Here is a 17,341-nt window from a genome sequence, read left to right as displayed (position 1 = left end):
GGCGGCAGCGTCACGGTGATGGCGAAGGGTTTGCCCTTCGCCACGCCCTGGCTTTCGTCATTCGCCCAAAGACTGAGGAAGCGTTCCAGATCGAGCGGTGTCCTATGGTTTACAATCCGCGTCGGCCTCCCAACAACAAGAGGGGATGGCAGGGTGAGAAACGTTGCGTCACGGCTTGCGGGCCGCGCGCGACGTCCGGAGACAATGCCTCCGGACCCCGCGGGATCGATTCTCGTAAAACGGGAATCGTGAGGTCTTCAGAGCGGTCGAGTCGGTAAGGCAGCGTGATCGGTGCGAGTGGTCCGGGTGCAGCGTTGCAGTCAATTCAGGCTGCCTGGCAGCCGAGGTTCGAAGTGGAGACCATGAGTACTATCGCTAGCGGTATCAAAGCCAACGCGCATACGCGCGAGATCGAGGCGCAAGCCTACGCAAAAGCGACCTGGCGTTTGTTGCCGTTCCTTTTCCTGTGTTACGTCGCGGCCTATCTGGATCGCGTGAATGTCGGCTTCGCCAAGCTGCAAATGCTGAACGACCTCCAGTTCAGCGAGACCGTGTACGGTCTGGGCGCCGGCATCTTCTTCATCGGTTACTTCTTCTTCGAAGTGCCGAGCAACATCATCATGCACAAGGTCGGTGCGCGTCGCTGGATCGCGCGCATCATGATCTCGTGGGCGGTGCTCTCGGCAGCGACGCTGCTCGTCAAGACACCCACGCAGTTCTACCTCGTGCGTTTCTTCCTCGGCGTGGCCGAGGCCGGCTTCTTCCCGGGCATCGTGCTGTATCTGACCTACTGGTTCCCGGCGCAGCGTCGCGGCCGCATGAACGCGCTGTTCATGATCGGCATTCCTATCGCCGGTGTGTTCGGCGGCCCGCTCTCGGGCTGGATTCTGGCGGCATTCAACGGCGTGGGCGGCTGGGCGGCCTGGCAATGGCTGTTCTTCATCGAAGCCATTCCGTCGGTGATTCTGGGCGTCGTGACCCTGATGTATCTGCCGAACGGCATTCGCGCTGCGAAGTGGCTGACCGAGGACGAGAAGGCGATTCTCGAACACAACATCGCGCAGGACAGCGCGGGCAAGGCGCAGCAAACGGTGGCGTCGGTGTTCTCGAACGGCCGCGTCTGGCGCATGGCCCTGATCTATTTCTGCTGCATGATGGGTCTTTACGGCATCGGCTTCTACCTGCCGACGCTCATCAAGGCCAGCGGCGTGAAGAGCGCATTGGACGTCGGTCTGCTGACCGCCATTCCCTATGCGTGCGCCGTCGTCAGCATGATCACCGTGGCGCGTAGCTCGGACCGCACGCGTGAGCGTCGCTGGCACTTCGCGGTGGTGTCGTTCGCCGGTGCCGTGGGTCTGTACCTGAGCACGGTGTGGGGCAACAATGTGCCGCTCGCCATGGTGGCGCTGTCGGTCGGTACGGCGGGCATGCTCGCGACGATGCCGGTGTTCTGGACGTACCCGAGCGCGCTGCTCGTCGGTGGCTCGGCGGCTGCGGCCATCGGCATGATCAACTCGATCGGCAACCTCGCGGGCTTCGTGAGCCCGTTCGTCATCGGTTGGCTCAAGGACGTGACGCAGAGCACCAACGCGGGCATGTACTGCGTGTCGGCGGCGCTCGCCCTGGGCGCTGTGCTGGCGCTCACGCAATCGAAGGAACAGGTCAACCGCTAACGCTAAGGGCTGACGCAAAAAAACGCCGCTTCGATTGGTGTCGAAGCGGCGTTTTTATTTGCCTTTCGCAATGTGACCGACTTCCGTCTGCCTCATTGCGACCGGGCGGTCACGAAGACTGCCCGGTGATGCGGTGCGATGACCTGATGACTCAGGCCTTCGCGACGCTGGCCAGTGCAGCGTTGAACGTCTTGCTCGGACGCATGACTTGTTCGAGCTTGGCGAAGTCCGGCTTGTAGTAGCCGCCGATGTCGGTCGGCTTGCCTTGCACGTCGGTGAGTTCGCCGACGATGGCCTTCTCGTTCTCGGCCAGTTGCTTGGCGAGCGGTGCGAAGAGCTTGGCCAGTTCGGCGTCGTCCTTCTGATCGGCCAGTTCTTGTGCCCAGTACATCGACAGGTAGAACTGGCTGCCGCGGTTGTCCAGCTCACCGGTCTTCGGCGACGGACCCTTGTTGTTGTCGAGCAGCTTGCCCGTGGCGGCGTCGAGCGTCTTGGCGAGGATCTTGGCGCGGGCGTTGCCCGTCTTGATGCCGAGGTCTTCCAGCGAGACGGCCAGTGCCAGGAATTCACCGAGCGAGTCCCAGCGCAGGTGGTTTTCTTCCACCAGTTGCTTGACGTGCTTCGGTGCCGAGCCGCCGGCGCCCGTTTCGTACATGCCGCCACCGGCCATCAGCGGCACGATCGAGAGCATCTTGGCGCTGGTGCCCAGTTCCATGATCGGGAACAGGTCGGTCAGGTAGTCGCGCAGAATGTTGCCGGTCACCGAGATGGTGTCCAGACCGCGGATCACGCGCTCCAGGGTGTAACGCATGGCGCGCACTTGCGACATGATCTGGATATCGAGACCGTTAGTGTCGTAATCCTTCAGGTACGTTTCGACCTTCTTGATCAGTTCGGCTTCGTGCGGACGGTACGGGTCGAGCCAGAACACGGCCGGCATGCCCGAGTTGCGCACGCGATTGACGGCGAGCTTCACCCAGTCGCGGATCGGGGCGTCCTTGACCTGGCACATACGCCAGATGTCGCCGGCTTCCACATTCTGCGAGAGCAGCACTTCGCCCGTGGCGATGTCGACGATGTTCGCCACGCCGTCTTCGGCGATTTCGAACGTCTTGTCGTGCGAGCCGTACTCTTCAGCCTTCTGCGCCATCAGGCCGACGTTCGGCACCGTACCCATGGTGGTCGGGTCGAATGCGCCGTTCGTCTTGCAGAAGTTGATGATTTCCTGATAGATGCGGGCGAACGTGCTTTCCGGGATCACGGCCTTCGTGTCCTTCGGACGACCGTCGGCACCCCACATCTTGCCGCCGATGCGGATCATGGCCGGCATCGAGGCGTCGACGATGACGTCGTTCGGTGCGTGCAGGTTCGAGATGCCCTTGGCCGAGTCGACCATCGCCAGTTCCGGGCGGTGTTCGTGGCAGGCGTGCAGATCGCGGATGATCTCTTCGCGCTGGGTGCTCGGCAGCGATTCGATCTTCTCGTACAGGTTCACGAGACCGTTGTTGACGTTCACGCCCAGTTCGTCGAACAGCTTGCCGTGCTTCTCGAAGGCTTCCTTGTAGAAGATCTTCACGGCGTGGCCGAACACGATCGGGTGCGAGACCTTCATCATCGTGGCCTTCACGTGCAGCGAGAACATGACGCCGGTCTTGCGTGCGTCTTCCATCTGTTCTTCATAGAACTCGCACAGCGCCTTCTTGCTCATGAACATGCTATCGATGATTTCGCCGTCGAGCAGCGAGACCTTCGGCTTGAGCACGATCGTCTTGCCGCTGTTCGTGACGAGTTCCATCTTGACGTCGCGGGCCTTGTCGATCGTCATCGATTTTTCGCCGTGGTAGAAGTCGCCATGCTTCATGTGCGCGACGTGCGTGCGCGAAGCCATGCTCCAGTCGCCCATGCTGTGCGGGTGCTTCTTGGCGTAGTTCTTGACGGCCAGCGGTGCGCGGCGATCCGAGTTGCCTTCGCGCAGGACCGGGTTCACGGCCGAGCCGAGGCACTTCGAGTAGCGCTTCTGGATGGCTTTCTCTTCGTCGGTCTTCGGGTCTTCCGGATAGTCCGGCACCTTGTAGCCCTTCGACTGGAGTTCCTTGATGGCGCTCTGGAGCTGGAACACCGAAGCGCTGATGTTCGGCAGCTTGATGATGTTCGTGTCCGGGTCTTGCGTCAGACGGCCGAGTTCGGCGAGGTTGTCCGGCACGCGCTGTTCTTCGGTGAGGAATTCGGGGAATTCACCGAGGATACGGCCCGAGACCGAGATGTCGCTCGTCTCGACCGCAACGCCGGCCGGAGCGGCGAACGTGCGGATGATCGGCAGGAAGGATGCGGTGGCCAGAAGCGGGGCTTCGTCGGTCAGGGTGTAGATGATGCTGGGTTGCTGCGTACTCATCGCTGGTCTCGGATTCAAGAATCAGGAAAAGGTGGGGGAACGCCGCCGACTGGGGTGACAGTCCGCTAGCCATGACTAATTTCCCCGATTGTGACACGGGTCGGGGGCAAAACTGAAATGCCTTTTCGTAATGTGAATGCTTGGGTCTTATATAAGACTGCCGTGGAAGTGCCCATAACTTCGATGAAAACCCCGCAGGGTGGGGCGGGGGTGCGGGGGATAGGGGCGCAGTCGTGGGTGTGGGTGGGGGTTTTTGCGATCGTTGGAGAATTTCTATAAATAAAATCTATAGAAGAGTGCGAGCGAATTGCCGGTGCGAGGCTGCGTTCTCGTGAGCGCCGACGAATTTTTTCCTGGAGGAGGCGCGGCTGTTATGAGACGAGGTGATGCTAATGCGGAAGCTTGACGATGCTGAAAGAATGCGAATCCGGGAGAGGGAGCGAGGTGAAGTCTCGGCTTCGAATTCTGGACGCGGCAGGATGATGCGATGGCGGCTGATGGTGGCGTTCGATACGCTTATTGCAAAAGCGAACGCCGAATGCAAAAAGGGCCGACGCATCGTCGGCCCTTCGAATCTGGTGGGTGGTACAGGGATTGAACCTGTGACCCCTGCCGTGTGAAGGCAGTGCTCTACCGCTGAGCTAACCACCCAAATCATTAACTAAATCAATGATTTAGTGTTGATTGCTGAAGTTCTTCTTTCGCAATCAGGAGCAGAACTTTAACTGTTTTCGTAGAAGTCTGCAACTTTTCTTTTGTTCTATTTTGCTGCCGCCGTGACGATATCTCTCGATCACTTCACGCCGTTTCTTGCGATGTCTCGCAAGCAGCAAAGACAGCGATTATAGGGACGTTTTCTTCGTTTGGGAAGAGCGCCGTGCGATTTTTTCGCAGTGCCGCTCGTCTCCGTCCAAGAATCACGCAGCCGGTGCTGCTTCCCCTTCCGGCGGTGCAGGTTCCTTGCGCCACACGCACGTCCCCTTCATGCCCTTGTCGATGCCATTGAGCACGCCGTCGTGCTGCTCGATTTCTTCCGTCGCGGCGAGGATCACCGGCAGATCGAACTGGCGCAGTGAAATCTTCTCGCGCGGCACGCCGTCGTTGCCCTCGTCGCTTTCGCCTTCATCGATGACGAGGCTTTCCTGGCCGCGCGTCATCGCAAGATAGACGTCTGCGAGCAGTTCCGCGTCGAGCAAAGCGCCGTGCAACGTCCGGTGGGCATTGTTCACGCCAAGGCGCTCACACAACGCGTCGAGCGAGTTGCGTCGCCCCGGGAACATCTCGCGCGCGCGCATCAGCGTATCGATCAGGCCGGAGCAGTGCTGCATGAACGGCGGCCAGCCGAGGCGGCCGAACTCCATATCCAGAAAGCCCAGGTCGAACGCCGCGTTGTGAATGATGATTTCCGCGTCGCGGCAGTATTCGCGCAACTGTTCGGCAACCTCGGCGAACTTGGGTTTGTCGGAAAGGAACTCGGTCGTCAGCCCGTGCACCGCCAGTGCGCCCGGATCGCTGTCGCGCTCGGGGTTGATGTAGAAGTGCAGGTTGTTGCCGGTCAGGCGTCGATTGACCAGTTCGACGCAACCGATTTCCAGCAGACGGTCGCCCGTCTTCGCATTCAGGCCGGTGGTTTCGGTATCTAGGATCAGTTGTCGCATGATGTTCGGTCAGAGGTTGAAGCTTTCGGAATTTGCGCGCTGCGGGCTATGTGCCTCACGCAGTGCGCGGATCGTGCTGATGTTGATGCAAGCGCATAGGGCGGGCGAGGGCGCGCCAACCGTCGCTATTGATATTGCGTCGTCAGGCGCTGGCTACCCTGGAAGCCCTCGCTCGGCTAGCCACGGCGCAGGCTCTCTACGCCGCGATTGGCCAACTGGTCGGCGGCTTCGTTGCCCTCGTGACCTGCGTGGCCTTTCACCCAGCGCCAGTCGATGTCGTGCTGTTGCGAGACGGCGTCCAGCGTCTGCCAGAGGTCGGCATTCTTCACCGGTTCCTTGGCGGCGGTCTTCCAGCCGCGCGCTTTCCAGCCGTGAATCCATTCGCTGATGCCCTTCTGCACATACTGCGAGTCGGTGTGCAGCACCACGTGGCAGGGCTTGTTCAGGGCTTCGAGCGCGCGAATGACGGCCAGCAGCTCCATGCGGTTGTTGGTGGTGTTGGGCTCACCCCCGAACATTTCCTTGCGGTGTTTGCCCGCGACGAGCAGGGCGCCCCAGCCGCCGGGGCCGGGATTGCCTTTGCAGGCTCCGTCGGTATAAATCTCAACTTGCGGCAAGGTCATCTCTCAAACAATCAATCGGACGCGTCGGCTTCCGCCATCTGGCGGTGCGTAGTATTCGGTGTGGCCACCGGTGCCGCCGCCGGCTGGAGGCCGAGTATACGCTTGCGGACTTTGCCGACCAAGCGCGTGCCCTTGACGCGCTTGACCGCGCGCACCGCGTAAAGCGCCCCGAAGATCGGCCACCAGCGATCGCCCGCCGGCTCCATGAACTCGAAGCGTTGCAGCCAGTGCTCGCCGCGCAACGGTGGGCGATAGCAGCCGAAGCGGCCGCGATCGATGTCGAACGACAGCAGCTTGAGCCAGTCTTTCAGACGCGTGAAAGCGATCAGGTCGGCACCCGGCGGCAGGAACGGCGCCCCCGCGAGGCGGCCCAGTTCCTCGCGCGCACCCCACAGACTCAGATTGTTGAATCCGGTGATGATGACTTGCCCTTCGGGCACGAGAATGCGTTCGACCTCACGCAGAATGTCGTGCGGGTTCTCGGCAAATTCGAGCACGTGCGGCAGCACCACCAGATCGGTGCTGGCCGTGGCGATCGGCAGTTCGTCGAAACGGCTCACGAGGATGTCGCGCGCGACCATGTCGACGGCACCTGCGTCGGCCGACGGCACGCCGCTGGTCGTATCACTGGCCGCTTTGGTCATGAGCAAAGGGGCTTCCGGCCCACGCGCGGCGGGAAGGATGAGGCCCCGGTAAGGCATGCGGTTTTCGCGCAGCGTATCTAGCTCGGGACGGCCCAGCTGCAACGCGTGATAGCCGAACAGATCCCCGACCCATTGGTCGAAGAGGGCCTGTTCCCATGCGAGCGCGTAGCGGCCTGGCGGTGAGACGAGCCAGACGGGCCAGTCTATAATCGGACGTTCTGACATGGTGGCGAGTATATATGGATGCGCACGCAGATGCGGTGAGTAAGCAGTCGGCCGAAACACTGACCGTCTTTCCCGTCCCCGCGTTCCAGGACAATTATCTCTGGGTGATCGATAACGGCAAAGATGCCGTCGTGGTCGACCCGGGCGACGCGGCACCGGTGCTCGCCTATCTCGAGTCGCGCGGCCTCACGCTGCGCGCCATCCTCGTCACGCACAAGCATCCCGATCACATCGGCGGCGTCGACACGTTGCTCGAACGCTTCGACGTGCCGGTCCACGGTCCTGCGCACGAAGCCATCGCATGCGTCGACCATCCGTACAATGGCGGCGAGACGGTACACATCGACGCGCCGGCCATGGCGCTTCAGGTGATTGACGTTCCCGGTCATACGGCTGGTCACATCGCTTACTTCCTCGGCGCGGGCGCAGCGGGTGCGCCACGCCTGTTCTGCGGCGACACCCTGTTCTCGTGCGGATGCGGCCGTCTGTTCGAAGGCACCCCTGCGCAGATGCTCGCCTCGCTCGATGCCCTCGCTGCGCTGCCGCCGGCCACGCTGGTGCATTGCGCTCACGAATACACGCTGTCGAACATCCGCTTCGCGCTCGCCGTCGATCCGGATAACCCGGCGCTCAATGCCTGGCATCAAGAGGCGAGCGCGTTGCGCGCTGCCGGACGCCCCACGTTGCCCACCACGCTCGCGCAGGAGCGCGTGACGAACCCCTTCCTGCGCAGCGACGCACCGGCCGTGATTGCCGCCGCCGAGGCGCATGCCGGAAAGACGTCGCTTTCGCGCGAGGGCGTTTTCGCTGCCGTGCGGGGCTGGAAAGATACCTTCCGATAAATTCGGCGCTAGCCGTGGGCACGTCACGCTGTCAACAGCGTGGCGTGCGATGGACCTTGTCGCCCGGCGGACGTTGACAGTTTTATCACCACCTGCTCCGCCCTGACGCCTCGCCTCCGACGTGAAGTTTCGGTGTCATATCGATGGCATCGTATACGGAGAGCGTGGCGTAAAGTGCGTCAAAAACGCGTGTCGCTCCCACCACATTTTGTGAATTCTCCCTCGGGGATAACCCCTATTTTTAGGGCGTTTTGGCGTAAATTTTGCAAAAAAATTAGGCAGAATGGTTGACGCATCTGAAGGGTTTCCTTACCATCCTTGCCAATTTCATGAAGATGTAACCCAAATCGAGCCCGATCAATGCGACTTATCGTTAGCTTGCTCCTGACGCTGCTATTGGCAGCGTGTGCCAGCACAGCGCCGACCACAGGTGCATCGAATGCTTCTCCCGATGCGCAGAGCAAGTCGCCTGTCGCTTCGACCGCAAAAGGCAAGCAGCGCGTCTCCAGCGACCAGCCCATCGACCTCGACAACGACTCGATCAACGATCTGGCTTACGGCAGCGACGACGCCGATCTCTGGTCGCGCATCCGCCACGGTTTCTCCATCCCTGACCTCGACACCGACCTCGCACAGGATCGCACGCAGTGGTACGCGCAGCGTCCCGAGTATGTCGAGCGCATGATCCAGCGTTCCGAGAAGTATCTGTTCCATATCGTCGAAGAGCTTGAGCGCCGTCATATGCCGACGGAACTCGCACTGCTGCCGTTCGTGGAAAGCGCATACAACCCGCAAGCGCTCTCGACGGCCAAGGCGGCCGGCATGTGGCAGTTCATCCCGAGTACGGGCAAGACGTACAACCTCAAGCAGAACATGTTCCAGGACGAGCGCCGCGACGTGCTCGCCTCGACGACCGCCGCCCTCGATTACCTCTCGAAGCTGTATGCGATGTTCGGCGACTGGCATCTCGCGCTGGCGGCCTATAACTGGGGCGAAGGCAACGTGCAGCGCGCCATCGACCGTAATCAGGCGCAGGGGCTGCCGACCGATTACCTGAGCCTGCGTATGCCGACCGAAACCCGGTATTACGTGCCGAAGCTCCAGGCCATCAAGAACATCATTGCGCATCCGGACATCTATAGCGTCAAGCTGCCGGAGATTCCGAATCACCCGTACTTCGTCAGCGTGACCACGAAGCGCGATATCGACGTGGCGCTGGCTGCCAAGCTGGCGGATCTGCCGCTCGACGAATTCCGCGCACTGAACCCATCGTTCCGCAAGCCCGTGATTCTGGGCGCTGCGCAAACGCAGATTCTGCTGCCGTTCGACAGCGCCGAAGTGTTCCAGCGCCGTCTGAAGAGCTACGACAAGCCGCTGTCGAGCTGGACGACGTACACGTCGGCATCGCGTGAGCGTCCGGAAGACGTGGCGCGCAAGCTCGGTGTGGATGCTGCCGTCATTCGCTCGGTCAACAACATCGCGCCGCGCATGCGCCTGAAGGCGGGCTCGACGTTGCTCGTGCCGCGCTCGGACGACATCGATCAGGACATCAGCGCATCGGTCGCGACGAACGCCGTGCTGGCGCTGGAACCGGATCTGCCTGATACCCGCAAGGTGATGGTGCGTGCGCGCAAGCACGACACGCTCGCCGGTGTGGCGTCGCGCAGCGGTGTGAGCGTCGCCCAGATCAAGAGCTGGAACCGTCTGCGTCGCGACACGCTGACGTCGGGCCAGCTGCTCGTGCTGCATGTGCCGGTCAAGGACGCATCGCGCGTGCTGGCCGCCTCGGCGCCGGAACCGGTGGCGGCCAAGGATGACGATGACGCACCGCGCACGCGTATGGTGCGCGGCAAGAACGGCAAGATGATTCGTGTGGTCGACCATCGCCCGGCCGCCAGCCCGGCCAAGTCGACCAAGGCGGTCGCGAGCAAGTCGGCACCCGCCGCGAAGGTCGTCGCAAAGGCACCCGCCAAGGCTCAGGCCAAGGCGCCTGCGAAGACGGTTGCCAAGGCGGCTGCGAAGCCGTCCACGAAGGTCACCAAGACGGCTCAGCGGTAAGACGCTCTCGCGACGCCCGGTCGCCGCAGTTCCCCAAAACGCCCGTGAGGTCAGTCCTCACGGGCGTTTTGCTTTTCGGGATGCGTCGGCGCGATTTCCCTCGAACGTTCCCCGGACGACCCACAAGTGCCTGCACGCGGTTCACGTGCTGCTTCGGAAAATTCCCATAAATGCACCGGCGTGTATTTCCTATGATGAAGACGCGGACGATTTCGTTCGTATTCACTCAAGAAGGAGTCCTAAATGAAGAAGGAAATGGGAACCGTGAAAGAAGTGACCGAACTCGACGTACTCGCCTCGGTGGATGCCACGCACGCCACGCGCGGTGTCATCGGCAACGATGCCGAAGGCATCACCGTGCTGCCGCTGTGCTTCCGCCCGGTGTGCATCCCGACGCTGCCGCCGGTGACCGGAGGTCATGCCTGAGGTGGCAGATTCGATGCGAATCGGAACCGGCGCGTGTGCGGACGCGCCGGTTTTCCGTCATCTGGCGCCCGATGTTCACGTCGTCGGCATCGACGACCACGTGGTCGTGCTCAAGCTCGCTCACGACCGCTACTTCAATCTGTCTTACGCGCACTCGCAGGCACTGCGTCGGCTGATCGGATGGCGTCATGACCCGCAGGTCGTCTCCGGCACGCTGCCGGCGATGCAGGCCATGTTCGACGCGGAAGGACTCTTTGCTCCGGAGCCATGCGATACGCCGGATGCGCGCCACGCGACGCGAGACATGTCGCCGCGGCTCGGCTTCGACGCCTGGCTGGTCATGCCCGGCGATCTGGCGGGTGCTGCACGCAAGCGCGACGTGATTCGCGCGGGCTACTGGCTCTGGCAGGCGCAGCGCGTCACCCGCAAGGCGCGCATGGCGGGCGTGATCGACCGGGTAAGTCATGCGCAGCAGGCGCGTCCCACGCACTACGGTCTACCGGGTGACTACGCACCCTATGTCGCGGCCATGCACCGTGCCGCGTTGTGCTACCCGCAGTGCACGCCGTGCCTGCCCTGGTACGCCGCATTGGCGATGTGGTGTGCTCACGATGGCCTGCGTCTGCAACTGGTCGTCGGCGTGCAGCGCCAGCCGTTCTACGCCCACGCATGGGCCGAAGCACAGGGGCGGGTAATCGGTGACGACCCACGCCGCCGCGAACAACTGGCCGTCATCTACGAAACCCCCGCGTGACCCAACGCCCCCCCCAAACGGAGCCCGTCATGAAACTTGCCCGCCTGAGACCAGGACCGGCGGAGCGTCATGTGCCGCTGCCCGGCGCTGTCGTATTGCGCGGGCTGGACGGCCAGCCTGCCGCCAGAATCCGCCCCGAGGGCAGTGGTGAGCGGTGTCACGTCAGCGACCAGAGCGAATTGCTGGCGTGGTACGTCAGCGGTCGCGTGTTTCGTAAGGACGACGGCCGCGAGGTGTCACCGGGGCTGGAGTTGGCGCGTCTTGCGCTGGAGTCGCCTGAGCGCTTCGTCGAACGGTATTGGGGGCATTACCGGATCATCGTGCACGACCGCTGGTGCGGCGCTACGCTTGTGCTGTGCGATCCGTGCGGTCACTGCCCCACGTACTACCGCTTCTGTCGCGATGGTGGCGTCCATGTGGCGGCTGACCCGGCGGCGCTCGCCGGCGACGAACCGACCTTCGACAGCGCTGCGCTCAAGGCCTTTCTCGTGCATGGCGACGTTGGCAACGTCCAGTGCGCACTGTATGACGTGGAGCGTCTGCCGCTCGGTCATGCGCTGTGGATTCCGGAGCGCGGCGCGCCCAGGACACGCGTCGTCTGGTGGCCGTCGTGGCGCCCGGAAGGGGGCGCGCGGGAAGCTCAGGAGATGGCGTCCGGCACGGGCCTGCTTGGCGTGCTGCGACGTTCCACGTAGCGTTGCCTTGAGAGTCGCCGTGCGGTGCTGGAGTTGTCGGGTGGTGTCGAGTCGACGTCACTGGCGCTGGCGCTTGCGCAATCCGGCGTTGCCGGGCATTGCACCGCGGTGAATCATCGCGATCCGGGTTCGCCGTCGAGCGACGAATCGCACCATGCGAGCCAGGTTGCGCGACATGTGCGCATGGCATTCGAGCGGTTCGACATCGAATGCGCGGCGTTCTCGCCACCGTCGGTGATCCCCCGTCTGGCGAGACCGGCCATGCACTTGTGCATGCTGGCCCAGCTCGACGCGGTGCGCGAACGACTCGCACCTTACCGCGATCATCGCGTGGTCAACGGCCACGGCGGCGATGCGATCTTCCTTGCGCCGCCGCCCGACGGCGCCTTTCTCGACGCTTTCGCCGACGGTCAATGGCGGCGAGCCTTCGGCGCGTGGCGCGATCTCGCGATGATGCAGCGTCTGCCGTTGCTGTGGGTGGCGCAGGGCGCGTTCGCTCAGTTGCGGCAGCGGCAGGCCAATCCTCTGGCTGCACCGCAGGACGGATTGCTCACGGCGGCTGCCTTTGCCGGCGGCATGGGAAGCCTGGGTGACGGCAAGGCATCGCGCGGCACGGAACCGCTTGCGCAGGCGTGGCTGGCGCATTGGCCGCTTCGGATGCGTCCCGGCAAACGGGCGCAGGTGCTCGGCACGCTGGGGAATCTGCGCGACATCGAAGTGCATCCGGCTCTTGCCGACGGGGGCACCGTGTTTCCGTTCCTCACGCAGCCTGTCGTGGAAGCGGGCTTCGCCATGCCCACGTATCGACTCTTCAGCGCGATGCATAACCGCTTGCCGTTACGGCGTGCGGCGTATCTTGCCAGCGGCTTGCCGAACCTCTGGCGGCGCGACAAGGGCACGATGACCGGCATCGTGGGGGCAGGCGTGGCCGCGAATCTGCCGCATGTCGAAGAGGTCTGCCTGGAGGGGTATTGCGCCGCATCGGGATGGATCGACCATGATGCCTGCCGTCGAGCCATCGGGCGGCTCGCCCATCATCATCTCGAATCGATGACGACGATTCGGCGCTTGTATGCCGTCGAGATGTTCGTGCGCGGATGGCGGCAAGGTGCCGGCGCCAGCGGCGGGGCGGCGGCATGACACGACAAGCGGGCTGGAACGCGCTGTGTTTCGTGCTGCGCACGCTGTGGGCGCGGGAGACGGCGTCGTCGCGACATCGCGTGTGGCTTGCCGGTGCGGCGAGCGCTGCGGGCCTCATGCTCGCGCTACGCCTCGTCGCGCCGTGGGTGCTGGGGTTGGCGGTGGATGCGCTGGCAGGCGAGCGTCCTGGCACGCTGGCCATGCCGCTCGCGATCGCCTACGTGGTGCTGTGGTCGGGCGCAGCCATCGGTGAGCGAGGCAAGGATCTGCTCATTCAGCGCGTGATGGAAGACCTGCGGCGTCGCACCGGGCTCGGTTATCTCACACGACTGATCGAGCTGCCTGCCCATCGCGCGCGGGACGTCAACGCCGGGCAGGTGCTCGATTGCCTGTTTCGTGTCGAAGTTGCGCTGCCGGTGATCGTCACCGGGCTGGTGTTCGGATTGTTGCCGCTGGCGGTGCAGGTGGTCGCCACGGGGGTCATCCTGATGCTCAACTTCGGTGTGCTGTACGGCGTGATTCTCGGCGGGACGGTGCTCGCTTACGTTCTGACGCTGCGGCCTTCGCTGGCGCGCGTCACCCGTCGCGAGTCGCAGGCCAACGAGGTGTCGCGCGCCACGACCGGGGCGCTTGCCGACACCCTGAGCCAACTGGAGTGTGTGAAGACGTTTGCGCAGGAGCCGGCGGAGGTCGGGCGTCTCTCACAGCGACTCCGCGCGCGTTACGTGGCGGCGCTGGCGACGGCAACCACGGCACAGGTGACGAGTGCGTTGCAGATGGCGATCATGGCGGCGGGCGTCTCGGCGATGACCTTGCTCGCCGTAAGCGACGTCGCGCGCGGTGCCGAGCCGGTCGGCACGCTGGTGCAGGTCAATGCCTACCTGCTCCAGTTCGCGTTGCCGGCGGCGATGCTGGGCGCGCTGGTCTCGCAGGTCGCGCGAGCGCTGGTCAGTGTCGACGAGCATCTGCGAGACGGTGCCGCTGGCCCGGCGACTGTCGCGGCACTGGCGCAGAGGGAATGCGTGGACGGTGGTAACGGCGGTAAGAGCGCTCCAATCGACGCGCGCAATGCTGCCGCGACACCTGCCGACACGCAACGGCCTTTCGTTTCCGCCGCGCCGGCCATCGAACTCGACGGCGTGAGCGTAATGTCTCATGACGCGCCCCACGAAGCGGCCCACGACGCACAACCGATCGTATCCGACGTCAGCCTGCGAATCGGCTCGGGCGAGTACGTGGCGCTGGTCGGTCCTTCAGGTGCGGGAAAGTCGACGTTGTTACGGCTCGTGGCGGGCATGGTCCTGCCATCGCGCGGCGCCGTGTACGTCGACGAGCTTCGACTGTGTCGCGAGCACGCCGACGCGATGCGACGCGTCACCGGATTCGTCACGCAGGACTCCCGTCTGTTCGACCGGCCGCTATTTGACAACGTGGCTTACCGCGCGGGCCTGAGCCGCGAAATGTCGCCGGACGATGGTCCGGTCCAGTCGGAATTTCAGCGCGTGACGGCGCTGGCGGAAGTGCCCGACACGGCGTCGGTGGCGGGCCTGTCGGGCAGCGAGCGCCAGCGCGTGAACATTGCGCGGGCGCTTTGGGGACGTCCCCCTTTGCTGCTGCTCGACGAGCCGACCGCCGCGCTCGACGCTCTCACCGAAGCGCGCATTCTCGAGCGCCTCGCACGCGAGCGGGCGGGCGCGACATGTCTCGTGGTGGCCCACCGGCTGGCCGCGATCCGTCACGCGGATCGTATCGTCGTGATGGACGCCGGGCGCATCATCGAGACCGGGGACCACGTGACGCTGCTACGCCACGGCGGCCTCTACGCGCGCATGTGGCATGCGCAGCAGGCCGAGCACATCGACGTGCCGGAGGACATCCGAACGCCTGCGCCCGATCTCGTCTGAATCCTTGCGTGATTCCTTTGATTTCGCGCAAATATCGCCAAATTTGCGCGAATTTCCCCTGTAATCTCCGCGTAATCCCCTATCGTTTCGGGGATGGCACGGGGCATCCGGTAAGCCTTCCGTAAGCGTCAACGCGCACACTGAACGCACAATAAGTGGAAGGAGACACCATGACTTCGTATGCGTCGTTTCACGCCCGTTCGATTGCGCCGGACTCGCGTGCGGCCTTTTGGGAGGAGCAGGCCAGACTGATCGATTGGGAGACGCCGTTCGATCAGGTGCTCGAATACGACAAGCCGCCGTTCGCGCGCTGGTTCGTCGGCGGACGGACCAACATCTGCCATAACGCCGTCGATCGTCACCTGCCGTCACGCGGCACGCAAAACGCGCTGGTGTGGGTGTCGACCGAGACGGAGCAGGAGCGTGTCTACACGTACGACGAACTCTCCGCCGAGGTCAATCGCATGGCGGCGTCGCTGCAATCGTTGGGCGTGGCGCGCGGCGAGCGGGTGCTGATCTACATGCCGATGGTGCCCGAAGCGCTGTTCGCGATGCTCGCCTGCACCCGGCTCGGGGCGATTCACTCGGTGGTGTTCGGCGGTTTCGCGTCGGTGAACCTCGCCGCGCGCATCGACGACGCGCGCCCGAAGGTCATCGTGTCCGCCGATGCCGGTTCGCGCAACGGCAAGGTCGTGCCGTACAAGCCGCTGCTCGACGAGGGCATTACGCTCGCGCAGCACAAGCCGTCGAGCTTGCTGCTGATCGATCGCGGACTCGCGCCCATGACGCGCGTGGCGGGCCGCGACGTCGACTATGCCCCGCTGCGCGAGCAGCATCTCGACGCGTTCGTGCCCTGCGAATGGATGGAATCCAGCGATCCGTCCTACGTGCTGTACACCTCGGGCACCACGGGCAAGCCGAAGGGCGTGCAGCGCGACACCGGGGGCTATGCGGTTGCGCTAGCCTCGTCGATGCAGCACATCTTCTGCGCGAAGCCGGGCGACACGATGTTCTGCGCGTCCGACATCGGCTGGGTGGTCGGGCACAGCTATATCGTCTACGCGCCGCTGCTCGCGGGCATTGCGACGGTCATGTACGAAGGCACGCCGATTCGTCCCGACGGCGGTATCTGGTGGCGTATCGTCGAGAAGTACAAGGTGACGCAACTGTTCACCGCGCCGACAGCGATTCGTGTGCTCAAGAAGCAGGATCCTGCCTATCTGACGCAATACGACCTGTCGTCGCTGCGTCTCATCTTCCTCGCTGGCGAACCGCTGGACGAACCGACGGCCCGATGGCTGACGGAAGGCGTCGGCAAGCCGGTCGTCGACAACTACTGGCAGACGGAGACGGGCTGGCCGATTCTGGGCATGGCGCGAGGGGTGGAAGTCCTCCCGGGCAAGCTCGGATCGCCGGGCAAGCCGGTGTACGGCTACGACGTGAAGCTTGTCAACGAAGCTACAGGCGAGGACTGCGGGCCCAACGAGAAGGGCGTGCTGGCCATCGAAGGGCCGATGCCGCCGGGATGTCTGAGCACGCTGTGGGGCGACGACGAGCGCTTCGTCAAGACGTACTGGCAGACGGTGCCGGGACGCATGCTGTATTCGAGCTTCGACTGGGGCGTGCGCGACGAGGATGGCTACTACTTCATTCTCGGGCGCACCGACGACGTCATCAACGTGGCCGGGCACCGGCTCGGTTCGCGTGAGATCGAGGAGAGCATCGCCAGTCATCCGGCGGTGGCCGAGGTCGCGGTGATCGGCGTGCAGGACGCGCTCAAGGGGCAGGTGGCGATGGCCTTCGCGGTGCTGCGTCGACCGGAGGAGGTGGACACGACGCAGGCACGTCTGGCGCTCGAAGGCGACGTGATGAAGACGGTGGACAAGCAATTGGGTGCGGTGGCGCGTCCGGCCCGCGTATTCTTCGTCTCGATGCTGCCCAAGACGCGCTCCGGCAAGTTGCTTCGCCGCGCCATTCAGGCGATCTGCGAGGGACGCGAGACCGGCGATCTGATCACGATCGAGGATCCGGCTGCGCTGGAGCAGGTGCGCGACGCGGTGAAGGGCGCCTGACGTATGACGGTAGGACGCGCACGGTACGCGTAGCGCGTGACGATGTAATTCAGGACGACGGCGGGACAGACGACTGAGGACGTCAAACTGCGGCGCAGCCGATTTTTCGGACTGCGCCGCAGTGCATTGGGATGGCGAATGTGTTTCGATATCGATAACCGGCGTCGCATTGCGACAGCACGCCGGGCAACACCGGTATGATGCCCAGGTGCTCATGCCCGTTCCTCTCTCATCG

At 63.6% G+C, this 17,341-nt stretch carries 13 protein-coding genes and 1 tRNA gene; 9 read left to right on the top strand and 5 right to left on the bottom strand.

The features are described from left to right. Window positions 1-362: 362 nt before the first annotated feature. Entirely contained in the window at window positions 363-1,673 is a 1,311-nt protein-coding gene (locus C5N93_RS10285; RefSeq protein WP_150721139.1) for an MFS transporter, read from the top strand. 151 nt (window positions 1,674-1,824) lie between these two features. Here the strand turns inward: C5N93_RS10285 and C5N93_RS10280 are convergent, their stop codons facing one another. From C5N93_RS10280 to C5N93_RS10260, 5 genes are all read right to left on the bottom strand, one after another. Further along, window positions 1,825-4,065, bottom strand: coding sequence for an NADP-dependent isocitrate dehydrogenase (locus C5N93_RS10280; protein ID WP_242559194.1), 2,241 nt, complete (start codon window positions 4,063-4,065; stop codon window positions 1,825-1,827). A 576-nt stretch (window positions 4,066-4,641) separates the two neighbouring features. After that, window positions 4,642-4,716: transfer RNA gene (locus C5N93_RS10275), tRNA-Val, on the bottom strand. A gap of 266 nt (window positions 4,717-4,982) precedes the next feature. After that, a complete protein-coding gene (gene dnaQ, locus C5N93_RS10270) occupies window positions 4,983-5,723 on the bottom strand; it encodes a DNA polymerase III subunit epsilon (protein WP_242559193.1) in 741 nt (246 codons plus the stop codon). A gap of 176 nt (window positions 5,724-5,899) precedes the next feature. Continuing rightward, a complete protein-coding gene (rnhA, locus tag C5N93_RS10265) occupies window positions 5,900-6,346 on the bottom strand; it encodes a ribonuclease HI (protein WP_242559192.1) in 447 nt (148 codons plus the stop codon). Window positions 6,347-6,357: 11 nt separating this feature from the next. Continuing rightward, window positions 6,358-7,215, bottom strand: coding sequence for a methyltransferase domain-containing protein (locus C5N93_RS10260; RefSeq protein ID WP_242559191.1), 858 nt, complete (start codon window positions 7,213-7,215; stop codon window positions 6,358-6,360). A 14-nt stretch (window positions 7,216-7,229) separates the two neighbouring features. Between C5N93_RS10260 and gloB the strand changes: the two genes are divergently transcribed. The 8 genes from gloB (at window position 7,230) to C5N93_RS10220 (ending at window position 17,106) form a co-directional block, all read left to right on the top strand. Continuing rightward, window positions 7,230-8,057, top strand: a complete 828-nt coding sequence (gene gloB, locus C5N93_RS10255; RefSeq protein WP_242559190.1) for a hydroxyacylglutathione hydrolase — start codon at window positions 7,230-7,232, stop codon at window positions 8,055-8,057. Between the two features lie 360 nt (window positions 8,058-8,417). Beyond that, window positions 8,418-10,115 (top strand): transglycosylase SLT domain-containing protein, encoded by a 1,698-nt coding sequence (locus C5N93_RS10250; protein WP_242559189.1) that lies wholly within the window; start codon window positions 8,418-8,420, stop codon window positions 10,113-10,115. Window positions 10,116-10,358: 243 nt separating this feature from the next. After that, the gene (locus tag C5N93_RS10245; protein ID WP_150723537.1) at window positions 10,359-10,541 is read left to right on the top strand and encodes a hypothetical protein; all 183 of its coding nucleotides are present in this window, start codon (window positions 10,359-10,361) and stop codon (window positions 10,539-10,541) included. 13 nt (window positions 10,542-10,554) lie between these two features. After that, window positions 10,555-11,295, top strand: coding sequence for a lasso peptide biosynthesis B2 protein (locus tag C5N93_RS10240; RefSeq protein WP_242559188.1), 741 nt, complete (start codon window positions 10,555-10,557; stop codon window positions 11,293-11,295). Between the two features lie 29 nt (window positions 11,296-11,324). Further along, the gene (locus C5N93_RS10235) at window positions 11,325-11,990 is read left to right on the top strand and encodes a hypothetical protein (RefSeq protein ID WP_242559187.1); all 666 of its coding nucleotides are present in this window, start codon (window positions 11,325-11,327) and stop codon (window positions 11,988-11,990) included. Window positions 11,991-12,014: 24 nt separating this feature from the next. After that, window positions 12,015-13,130, top strand: a complete 1,116-nt coding sequence (locus C5N93_RS10230) for a hypothetical protein (RefSeq protein WP_242559186.1) — start codon at window positions 12,015-12,017, stop codon at window positions 13,128-13,130. Then, window positions 13,127-15,034 (top strand): ABC transporter ATP-binding protein, encoded by a 1,908-nt coding sequence (locus tag C5N93_RS10225; RefSeq protein ID WP_242559185.1) that lies wholly within the window; start codon window positions 13,127-13,129, stop codon window positions 15,032-15,034. Before C5N93_RS10230 ends, C5N93_RS10225 begins: the two co-directional genes overlap by 4 nt. Before the next feature lie 170 nt (window positions 15,035-15,204). After that, on the top strand, window positions 15,205-17,106 hold the full coding sequence (locus C5N93_RS10220; RefSeq protein WP_242559184.1) for a propionate--CoA ligase: 1,902 nt from the start codon (window positions 15,205-15,207) through the stop codon (window positions 17,104-17,106). Window positions 17,107-17,341 lie beyond the last annotated feature (235 nt).

Source organism: Pandoraea sp. LA3, from assembly GCF_022696215.1.
Lineage (GTDB): Bacteria > Pseudomonadota > Gammaproteobacteria > Burkholderiales > Burkholderiaceae > Pandoraea > Pandoraea capi.
This window is presented reverse-complemented; position numbering and strand designations above follow the sequence as displayed.